Annotated in this window: 6 protein-coding genes; 1 reads left to right on the forward strand and 5 read right to left on the reverse strand. The window is 63.0% G+C overall.

Annotated features, from left to right (window positions below; translation table 11 throughout):
• Positions 1-130: 130 nt before the first annotated feature.
• On the reverse strand, positions 131-454 hold the full coding sequence (locus HGQ17_RS14715; protein WP_168888708.1) for a heavy-metal-associated domain-containing protein: 324 nt from the start codon (positions 452-454) through the stop codon (positions 131-133).
• 358 nt (positions 455-812) lie between these two features.
• Here HGQ17_RS14715 and HGQ17_RS14720 point away from each other — a divergent pair, with 358 nt between their 5' ends.
• On the forward strand, positions 813-1,538 hold the full coding sequence (locus HGQ17_RS14720) for a F510_1955 family glycosylhydrolase (protein WP_229503610.1): 726 nt from the start codon (positions 813-815) through the stop codon (positions 1,536-1,538).
• 75 nt (positions 1,539-1,613) lie between these two features.
• Here HGQ17_RS14720 and HGQ17_RS14725 read toward each other — a convergent pair whose 3' ends face one another.
• The 4 genes from HGQ17_RS14725 to HGQ17_RS14740 all read right to left on the reverse strand — a co-directional run bounded on the left by HGQ17_RS14725 (position 1,614) and on the right by HGQ17_RS14740 (position 5,540).
• Complete coding sequence (locus tag HGQ17_RS14725; protein ID WP_211090715.1) at positions 1,614-2,258, reverse strand: DUF305 domain-containing protein; 645 nt, start codon at positions 2,256-2,258, stop codon at positions 1,614-1,616.
• A gap of 241 nt (positions 2,259-2,499) precedes the next feature.
• On the reverse strand, positions 2,500-3,591 hold the full coding sequence (locus tag HGQ17_RS14730; protein WP_168888710.1) for a DUF418 domain-containing protein: 1,092 nt from the start codon (positions 3,589-3,591) through the stop codon (positions 2,500-2,502).
• 108 nt (positions 3,592-3,699) lie between these two features.
• The gene (locus tag HGQ17_RS14735) at positions 3,700-4,839 is read right to left on the reverse strand and encodes a sensor histidine kinase (RefSeq protein ID WP_168888711.1); all 1,140 of its coding nucleotides are present in this window, start codon (positions 4,837-4,839) and stop codon (positions 3,700-3,702) included.
• The gene (locus HGQ17_RS14740) at positions 4,836-5,540 is read right to left on the reverse strand and encodes a response regulator transcription factor (RefSeq protein ID WP_168888712.1); all 705 of its coding nucleotides are present in this window, start codon (positions 5,538-5,540) and stop codon (positions 4,836-4,838) included. The genes HGQ17_RS14735 and HGQ17_RS14740 overlap by 4 nt, the downstream gene beginning before the upstream one ends.
• Positions 5,541-5,680: the final 140 nt, after the last annotated feature.

The raw sequence follows: 5,680 nt of genomic DNA on the forward strand, positions 1-5,680 counted from the left end.
CAGGAGCCGGACCGGACAACACCACTTATCCTGCCGGAGAACTGGTGCCCTTAGAAGCTAACGGGGTGCTCATAGTCGTCCTTCTGCCGGGTTGACGATGGCCGGTATGGCCAGAGGTGCTCAGGGGTGCTCAGGATTCCGCGATGGAGTATCCAGCGTCGTGCACTGCGGAGTGCACAGCCTCCGGGTCTACGGGCCCGGTCACCGTCACAGAAGAGGCGCCCTCGGTCTGGAGATCGATCTCCACGGATTGGATCCCTTCCACGGCGCGGATGGCGTCTTGGACTGTGCCGACGCAATGACCACAGGTCATCCCCTCGACTGCGTAGGTGGCAACTCCCCCCGCCCGGGTCGGCGCGGCGGGAGCCTCGGTGTGGTCGTCAGCGGGGGAGGGCGAGCAGCAGGCACAGCCGGCGGAGGCCAGCGGCAGCGGGGGATAGGTATCGGCAGTCATGGGACTCCTTAGGTGTGAACGGGTGGGGCAGATATGTCACTTCTTCTGTCATGTATATACCCCCTAGGGGTATCCAGCAAGGAGGGAAGCGCTGACCTTCATCGAATCTTCAGAGAACATCGCCTGGGCGTCTATAGGTCCGCGCATAGGATGGGTGGCCGACCTTTTACTCTTGAGGACTCCCGATATCTGTAGGAAGGGCTGTATGACTGCTTTGACCCGAAGGCTTCTGCTCACTGGTGGGATCGGTCTGCTCGGCGCCGGTGTTGTCACAGCGTGTTCCGAGGCTGGACCGTCGGCAGGATCTGGGGCCGGCGCGGGGCCGCAAAATGGCGCAGACTCTGAGGCTGGTGCTGCGATGGGTCATGTCCACGGCATCGCGCGTGACACCGCCGATGGGGTGGTGCTGCTGGCCACCCACTACGGCCTGTTCCGTGTTGAAGACGGTGAACTGGTCACTGTGGGTCCGACGGTGGACCTGATGGGATTCACGCTCGCCCCCGAGGGCCGCTACCTCGCCTCGGGCCACCCAGGAGCTGGCTCAGATCTGCCTGAACCGGTGGGGCTGATCGAATCGACCGATCAAGGGGAGAGCTGGACGGTGCTCTCACGAGGCGGTGAATCAGACTTCCACGCTCTGACTGCCGGTGCGGAGCGCATCCTCGGCTTCGACGGAGAACTGCGTATGAGCACAGACGGCAAGAACTGGGAGACCCTTGCGATTCCGGCCCCACCGGCCGCTCTGGCCACAGCCCCTGGGACGGGCGCGATCGTCGCTGCCACCGAAGCCGGGCTGCTGCTCTCCACCGACGGGTCCAGCTGGGAGACTCTCGAGACCCCGGGGTTGATCTCGCGTGTGGCCTGGGCCGATGAGACCACCATCGTCGGGTCAGGTACTGATGGGCGACTATTCACCAGCCGCGACGCCGGACAGAGCTGGACGGCCAATGAAGAGCCGGTGGGTGAAGTCGTGGCCCTCGGAGCCAGCCTCACCGAAGACAGGTCCGTGGAAGCGCTGCTGGTCGTGGACTCCACTGTGCTGCGCACCGTGGATGGTGGCAACACCGTCGAACAACTGGCCTGACGCAAACCGAGGAAAAAGAGAGGGTCCTGCTGGGATGCAGCTGCATCCCAGCAGGACCCTCTCTTTCTTTGTTGATCAGAGTTCTTCGAGCATGGTCTCCATCTCGTCTATCTCGGCCTGCTGGTCCGAGATGATGCTCTCCGAAAGCTCCAGCGCGTCAGGGTTCTCCCCGTTCTCCAGGTGATCTTCGGCGGAGGACACCGCACCTTCATGGTGGGCGATCATCTGCTCCAGAAACAGTCGTGATGCTTCCGTGCCGGTGGCGTCCTGGAGCTCACCGAGGTCGTCCTCGCTCATCATGCCTTCCATGTCCGACATACCCTCCATCGAGTCCATGTCCTCCATGTCGCCGTCGCCGTGGTCCATGCCTTCCATGTCGCCCTCACTGGCGCTTTCTTCACCCCAGGCGTCCAACCAGGCCTGCATCTGCTCGATCTCAGGACCCTGCGCCTCACGGATGTCCTCGGCCAGGGTGGTGACCTCAGGCTCAATGTCGTCCTTCTCGAGCAGGATGTCGGACATCTCCACTGCCTGCTGGTGGTGCATCACCATCCCGGAGACGTAGTCCACGTCTGCCTCGTTGTGCTGAGCTGAGACTTCCTCAGCACTCTGGGTGGTCTCCGGTGCGGACTCAGCGGGTTCTTCTGCTGAGCTACACCCGGCGAGGGTGGCGGCGAGGGCGAAAGCTCCGATGCTTGCGGTGAGATTCTTCGTGATCATGGGGGTACTCCTAGGGTCAGGCGGATTCTCGGTGATGTCTAAGACAACACCGGTGTGGCTCGCACTGATGCCTCAAACGCCAGGTCTTCAGGGAATCTTTATCGAAACCAAGCGTCTCCTTAACCGCGAGGTGTGAACTGTCGACCACCATCACCCCAGCGGTACCCAATCAGGCAGTGATGCCCAGACAGACAGACGTGCACAGTGAGGCAGTGGTGCCCGGTCGGCCTGTGATGCGCGATCAGGGTGTGGTGCGGCGAAGCTTGGGCACCCGGAGCAGCATTTCGAAAGGTCCGCGGCTGAAACGCTGACGCCAGAGCCAGGCGAAGATCATCAACACCGCGACCGTTGACGCAGCGGCGAGCACCCCCTGGGACAGGGTGTCAGGACCGGGCCGCACAATGAGGGCCAGGATCAGCAGATGACCGATATAGGCCGTTAATGCGAGCTGGCCGAGGAAGACCAGCGGGGCGAAACGGGGTCGTGCCCATGACCGTATTTTCAGGCACAGACCGAGCACGAAGACCGCGGAGCCGGTGCCGCTGATCAGCCACAACGGCATCTGCGAATGAGCCACCGCACTGACAAGTCGCTGCCAGTCGAGATGGCTGGTGGGTTCACCGAACATGGCCACCAACACCGGGGACAACACCCGGGCCCCCACAGCTGTCACCGCGCCCCAGAGGATCAGGCGGGTGCTGTGCCTGGTCTCGGTGAGCTTCCGCCGGCCCAGCCAGAGCCCGAAGACGAAGGGAGCACCCCAAATGATTAACGGGTAGGGCCCCGTGATCACAATACCGGTGAGGATCTCCCCGATCGGGGCCGTGGCCGAAACGGGATCTCGATCGAAGCCTCCGTCGGTCTGAGCCTGGACGAGGATCCATAGGGGCGGGCCGGCGACGGCGCTGAGCCCGGACACCACAAGCAGGATACGTCCAGATGCCCGAAGCAGCGGCAGGGAGAAGAGGATCAGCAGCGCGTAGACCTGCAGGATCACGGAGACCCCATGATCCAGGGACTGCAGCGCCAATCCTCCCAGCATCAACAGTGCGCAGCGCCAGAGCAGCCCGGCCCAGGGCAGAGGGACCCGCCCGGTGCGGGAGCGCCGGGTCATCAGGGACAGCCCGATCCCGCCGAGGAGCACGAAAAGCAAAGACGCCCGACCATAGGGCGCTCGGTAGATTAGCTCGAGGATCTCGTCGTCGCCGCGGGGCCCGGTGTTGATGGCGATCATGCCGATCACGGCCAGGCCGCGCGCGGCGTCCAGGGCGAGCATACGGTGCCGGCCTACTCGGGGCGCTCTTTCGAAGGAGACGGTTCCCTCAGCCGACACTCTGATCCTCCGCGCAATTCGGTGGTCTTGATCGGCGCGTGCCGGTTCGCGCGCAACCACTCATCGTAGCCAGGGCCCGTCTCGACGCAGCGGCCCACACGTGTTCCTTCATTGAACCTTCATAGTGTTCTTGGACTGGCGGGGCAGGTCCACGGTGAAGATGGCACCCGTGCTGGGCCCGTCACTGTGGACCCACACTGAACCCCCGTGGGCGGTGACAATGGAACGCACGATCGCCAGTCCGATCCCTGAGCCACCATGGGCGCGGTCTCGGGCGGTATCTGCCCGGTAGAAGCGCTCAAAGATATGCGGAAGGTGTTCTGCCGCGATGCCGTGGCCTGAGTCCTGAACTTTCAGTGTCACCGAGGCATCAGTGGCCTCTGCGGAGAGTGTCACGGTGTCGCCCGGATCTGTGTGCTGCAGAGCATTGTCGAGGAGGTTGGTCAGCACCTGTCCCATGCGGTCGGGATCGAGGCGCAGCATCACTGCCTTGGCATTTTCATCGGCGATCATGTGTAGTTCCACGCCGCGGGTCTCATAGCGGCTGCGAGTCTGGGACTGTGCGGCGGCGAGGAGGCCCCCGATCCGGGTGGGTGTGGGGTGCATGCTCAGACGCCGCTCTTCGGCGTCGCTGACCAGTGCGATGTCCTCGGCCAGGCGGGTCAGTCTGTCGGTCTGGCCTCGAAGCATGACTAACGTCTCGGTGTCGGCGCTGGCCACACCATCCTGCATCGCTTCGAGATAACCGTTGAGCGTGGCGACCGGGGTGCGCAGCTCATGCCCCAGATCCGCCAGCAGACGTGTGCGTGTGCGCTCGGTCTGGTCCAGTTCGCCAGCCATCGTGTTGAAGGCACTTATCAGCTGAGCAAACTCGAGACCGATGCCTCCTTCAGGCACCCGGGCGGTGAAATCACCCTGAGCGACCTTCGTGACTGCTGCCCGCATCTGCTGGATCGGGTGGACTAACCTGCGGACCAGAACAACGGTGACGAAGATGGACGTCGCGAAAGCCGCCAGCAGAGCCAAGAGCAAAGAGGTCTGCCAGGCGGAGTCAAAGGCCTCCTCGGCGTGCGCCACGACATCAGAATACGGCTCAGCGGGACTGACCATGAGCATATGGTCATGGAAAAGCCTCGGCCCGATGACCAGGGCAACGATCCAGGCTGTGACCGCGGCGACACAGAGCACCACGATCAGCGCCACAAAGATCCGTGTTCCGAGGCCAGAGCCGGCCAGTCGCGGTTTCACCGTGGAGTCCCCATCTTGTAGCCGACCCCGCGAACGGTGTGGATGAATTCAGGTGAATTCGGGTCATCACCGAGCTTTCGGCGCAGATGTCCGATGTGGACGTCGACAACGTTGCGGTCACCGAACCAATCATCGCCCCAGACCTGGTTGATCAGCTCCCTCCGGGAGAGAGCGACACCAGGTTTCGAGGCCAGCGCGACTAGTAGTTCAAACTCCGTGCGGGTCAGCTCAACCGGTGCGTCGCGAAGCTGGATCTCGCGCCCCGCCAGGTTCACCCGGAGATCCCCCACGTCAAGAACCTGCGCGCCACCACGACCGGTTCGAGGTCGGCGGAGCATCGCCTTCACCCGCAGCACCAGCTCTCTGGGGCTAAACGGCTTGGACACATAGTCATCGGCCCCCACGGAGAGACCGATGAGTCGATCGACTTCCTCCACACGGGCGGTGAGCATGATGATGTAGCAATCGGAGAACGTACGGATCTGCCGGCACACTTCCACACCGTCCATGCCAGGTAGACCCAGGTCCAAGATCACCACGGCCGGATCCTGCTCGCGGACCATGCCCACGGCCTGGGCTCCATCTCCGGAGGAGTCGACGCTGAGGCCTTCGCGAAGCAGATACTGGCTCACCAGTCGCACGAGTGGCTTCTCGTCGTCGACCACAAGAATCTTGGCCGCGCCGGTAGAACTATCCGTCATGGATTGATCGTATATCAGCATTTTCGACGGCATGGGGGGTGCCTCTATGGTTTTCGTCAAGCCGCTAGGGTGTGGCCGGTTCCGCTTCTGATGGTTTCGGGGTCTTGGTAGTAGGTCCCGTCACGCAGCATCGCGTAGAG

The sequence above is a fragment of the Nesterenkonia sedimenti genome (assembly GCF_012641515.1).
Classification (GTDB): domain Bacteria; phylum Actinomycetota; class Actinomycetes; order Actinomycetales; family Micrococcaceae; genus Nesterenkonia; species Nesterenkonia sedimenti.

What these genes read in the sequence shown, in the direction of transcription:
- HGQ17_RS14715 (WP_168888708.1), bottom strand. Translation starts at nt 454, where the DNA reads ATGACTGCCGATACCTATCCCCCGCTGCCGCTGGCCTCCGCCGGCTGT.
- HGQ17_RS14720 (WP_229503610.1), top strand. Translation starts at nt 813, where the DNA reads ATGGGTCATGTCCACGGCATCGCGCGTGACACCGCCGATGGGGTGGTG.
- HGQ17_RS14725 (WP_211090715.1), bottom strand. Translation starts at nt 2,258, where the DNA reads ATGATCACGAAGAATCTCACCGCAAGCATCGGAGCTTTCGCCCTCGCC.
- HGQ17_RS14740 (WP_168888712.1), bottom strand. Translation starts at nt 5,540, where the DNA reads ATGACGGATAGTTCTACCGGCGCGGCCAAGATTCTTGTGGTCGACGAC.